4 protein-coding genes are annotated in these 3,958 nt (G+C 58.2%); all 4 read right to left on the bottom strand.

Annotated elements, in window-relative coordinates:
- A partial coding sequence (locus Q0L39_RS11125; protein ID WP_296629202.1) for a cobyric acid synthase occupies positions 1-1,238 on the bottom strand: 1,238 nt, incomplete at its 3' end.
- Positions 1,239-1,240: 2 nt separating this feature from the next.
- The gene (gene cobD / locus Q0L39_RS11130; protein WP_296629204.1) at positions 1,241-2,641 is read right to left on the bottom strand and encodes a threonine-phosphate decarboxylase CobD; all 1,401 of its coding nucleotides are present in this window, start codon (positions 2,639-2,641) and stop codon (positions 1,241-1,243) included.
- A 49-nt stretch (positions 2,642-2,690) separates the two neighbouring features.
- Entirely contained in the window at positions 2,691-3,656 is a 966-nt protein-coding gene (gene cbiB / locus Q0L39_RS11135) for an adenosylcobinamide-phosphate synthase CbiB (protein ID WP_296629206.1), read from the bottom strand.
- Positions 3,653-3,958, bottom strand: a 306-nt coding sequence (locus Q0L39_RS11140) for a histidine phosphatase family protein (RefSeq protein WP_296629208.1), incomplete at its 5' end; no start/stop codon positions are given. The genes cbiB and Q0L39_RS11140, both read right to left, overlap by 4 nt.

Consider the following 3,958-nt stretch of genomic DNA (forward strand, 5'->3'; position numbering starts at 1 on the left):
CATGTATTGTTTGATTCACACAAGATATTTGTCTGGCCCATGTGGATCTCATAACCCTCATACGGCGTATCGGACAGCTCAGGGAAGATGGTCTGCGACCAGTCTCCGGTTCTGCCGCTGACCTGGGTGCGGGTCTTATCGCTGCCAAAGACGGTGACGGTAGGCAGCAGTCCCAGTCCTTTCAGGCTGCCGCCGTGTTCGACGCTGTGTGGGTCGTGCAGCTCCTGTCCCAGCATCTGGAAACCGCCGCAGATGCCAAAGACCGGTGTACCCTGTGCTGCCAGCTTGAGGATGGCGGCTTCCAGACCGCTCTGACGCAGCCAGAGCAGGTCCTCCATGGTATTTTTGCTGCCTGGCAGGATGACCAGATCGGGCGAGCGCAGCTCACCTGCCGACTGGACGTAGCGCAGCGACACGCCGTCGATGCACTCCAGGCTGTTAAAATCGGTAAAGTTGGAGATGCGCGGCAGCCGAATCACCGCAATGTCCAGTAGCGCCGGCGCATTGTGGCGGGTAAAGCGCTCGGACAGGCTGTCCTCGTCCTCCAAGTCGAGATTCATATACGGAACGACGCCGACCACCTCTTTGCCGGTGATCTGCTCGATCTGACTAAGTCCCGGACGCAGGATGGATACGTCGCCGCGGAACTTGTTGATGACAAGTCCCTTGACCATCGCGCGTTCTTCCTCCTCCAGCAGCATCAGTGTGCCTGCCAGACTGGCGAATACGCCGCCGCGGTCGATATCACCGACCAGCAGGACGGGCGCTTTGGCGAGCTTTGCCATGCCCATGTTGACGATGTCGTCCTGCTTGAGGTTGATCTCTGCGGGACTGCCGGCGCCCTCCAGCACGATGATGTCGTACTGTTCGTCCAGCTGCCGGTAAGCCTCCATGATCTTCGGCACCAGCGAGAGCTTCTGTTTATAATAGTCGCGGGCGGACATGTTGCCCAGCACCTCGCCGTTGACGATGACCTGCGAGCCGGTGTCATTGGTGGGCTTTAAGAGGATGGGATTCATCAGCACCGATGGCTTGATGCCGGCCGCCTGCGCCTGCATGACCTGTGCGCGGCCCATCTCCAGTCCTTCCTCGGTGATGAACGAGTTGAGCGCCATATTCTGCGATTTAAACGGCGCCACACGGTAGCCGTCCTGCTTAAAAATGCGGCACAGCGCCGCCGCCAGATAGCTTTTGCCTGCATTGGACATCGTCCCCTGCACCATAATTGCCTTTGCCATCGCTAGTGCTCCTCCCCTTCCCAATCATACTTTTTGGATTTTTCCCGCAGCGAACGATACTGTTTTTTCTGTTCAGCGCTGGGTGGAGTATCCACGTCCTGGTTCGGAATCTTCAGCGGCAGATCGTCCTCCGGCTCGGGCTGCTCCACCGGCGCATCCTCCACCGTCACGGTGACCGTCTGTGTTTGCAGCGGCTCGATGGTCGGCTGCGGCTCTGCAGCCGGTTCCTCGGCGGTCAGCTCCGGTTTTTCCGTCTTTGGCTCAGCAGATTTTTCTGTCGCAGGCTGCTGTGCGGACGGTTCTGCTGCCGGTGCATCGGTATTTTCTTCCGATGCAGAGAGCGGCTCGCCGCTCAGCACCGCTGTCAGCGCCGCCACCAGCTTTTCGTTGTCGGCGTGGGATTTGACCGCGATACGGTAGTAGCTCTCATCCAGGCCGCGATAGTTTGAACAGGAGCGGATGAGGATGCCGCAGCCTTCCAGCGCCTCCGACAACTGCTGTTCACAGCGGAAGAACAGATAGTTTGCCTGCGAGCCGATGACCGGCAAGCCGAGGTTTGCAAGACTTTCCTTTAAGTAGGCGCGCTCTGCCAAAATCAATTCGCGGCTTTTGTTGAGATATTCCTCATCGCGCAGTGCAGCGACACCGGCAATCTGCGCCGGAACCGACACGCCCCACGGCTGACCGCATTGTTCCATCCGCTCAAGCAAAGGCGGATTGCCGCACAAACAATAGCCCAGACGAAGGCCTGCCATGGCGTAGTGCTTGGTGAAGGCGCGAAGAATCAGCAGATTCGGGAAGGAAGCTACCCACGAGGTCATGGTGTTGTCCTGCGGCTGATCCAGAAAGTCGCGGAAGCACTCGTCAACGACCAGCAGCGTTCCGCAGGCAGCACAGCGCACCAGGATGCGCTCGAGCAGCGACTGGTCGATCAGCTGTCCGGTCGGGTTGTTCGGGTTGCACAGAAAGACGATGTCGGTCTGATTGCGGATCTGATCGAGCACCTCCTCGGTCAGCACAAAGTCGTTTTGTTCGCTCAGCTGATAGTGCTCGATGCGGCAGCCGCAGGCGGACAGCGCCTGCTCATACTCCGAGAAGGTCGGCTGGACAATCAGTGCCGAGCGCGGACGCATCGCCCAGACCACCCGAAAAATCAGGTCCGCCGCGCCGTTTCCGCACAGGATCGACGAGGGTAAAACGCCCTCCTTTTTTGCAATTTCTTCTACCAGTTCCCTGCACAGCGGGTCAGGATAGCAGGAAAAAGCATCCATCGAGTCACACAATGCCTGCCGCACCGATGCCGGCAGTCCCATGGGATTGATGTTTGCAGAAAAATCGACGATCGGACCGTCGATTCGCTCTTTTGCGGAGTAAATATCGCCGCCATGCGTCAGTTTTATCATGTGAAGGCACTCCCCTTTACAGTTAAAATTTGGCTTTGTTGCGCCAATCTTACCATCCAATCAACCAGAACACCAATCCGCGCACCAAGCAGCACAGCACAAGGCACAACAGGTCACAGCAGTACATCAGGCGATTGGCTCTGACAATATCTTCGCTTTCGACCGGTCGGATCGGGTCGCCGATGGTCGGTTTTTCATACAATTTTCCAAAGTAATATGCATTTCCGGCAAGCTGAACCTGCAAAGCGCCGGCGCAGGCCGATTCGGTCTGTGCGCTGTTGGGGCTTGCATGGTTAAAGCGGTCGCGGCAAAAAATGCGCCAGGCGTTTTTGCCATCCATGCCGGTCACAAAGGCGGAAGCCACCATCAGCAGTCCCGCCAGACGTGCAGGAAGGAAATTCACCACATCGTCAAGCTTTGCGCTTGCCCGTCCAAACTCGAGGTACTTGTCGTTTTTGTAGCCCACCATTGAGTCGAGGGTATTGACCGCCTTGTAGCACATCGCCAGCGGTGCGCCGCCGATAGCAAAATAGCAAAGCGGCGCGATGATGCCGTCGCTGGTATTTTCGGCGACCGTTTCCACCGCCGCCTTGGTCACACCGGCGGCGTCCAGCGCCTGGGTATCTCTGCCAACGATCATCGAAACCGCGTAGCGCGCTCCCTGAAGATCCTCCGCTTTGAGCCGGTCGTACACCTTCATGCTCTCGGTTTTGAGCGATTTTGCTGCCAGCGTCAGACTGCCCAGAATGAGCTGTGCAGCAAAGCCCAGCAGCGGATGAATCAATGCCAGTCCCCATACCACCAGCGCCGTGATGGCAAAGCTGAGCAGTGGGACACTCACGGCAAGCAGTTTCCCCGCCAACCGCAGCCGGTTGGGAAACAGACGGCGCAGCAGCTTTTCTTCGGCAGAAATCAGCTTTCCGATGCCGCAGATGGGATGCGGAATCCAGCGCGGGTCACCGATGACGAGGTCAAGCACCACCGCACCGATGAGCAGCCAGAGGATTGTTTTCATCGTTCTTCCTCCTCCTTTGTTCCAATCGGATGGACTGGGTAGCGCTTCTGCGCGTCCCAGCGGTCGATTTGCAGCACAAATCCCTGTCCATTTGGAACGTGATAGTCATAAAACGGGCGCGGCGGAGCGCCAAACCGCTCCAGAATCGCCATGATGCTGCCGCCGTGGACGACAAACATCGGCGCCTCACTTCCCTGCTGCACCGCCTGCTCCATCCGGCGGCAGAAGGCTGCCAGACATCGAGCTGCCATCTGGGCGCGGGATTCGCCGTTTGGCACTGCTCCTTCGCCGTTGGTTTCAAG

Source organism: uncultured Negativibacillus sp., assembly GCF_944388365.1.
GTDB lineage: Bacteria > Bacillota > Clostridia > Oscillospirales > Ruminococcaceae > Negativibacillus.

Coding starts and splice junctions, on each gene's coding strand:
- cobD (WP_296629204.1), bottom strand. CDS start 2,641: ATGATAAAACTGACGCATGGCGGCGATATTTACTCCGCAAAAGAGCGA.
- cbiB (WP_296629206.1), bottom strand. CDS start 3,656: ATGAAAACAATCCTCTGGCTGCTCATCGGTGCGGTGGTGCTTGACCTC.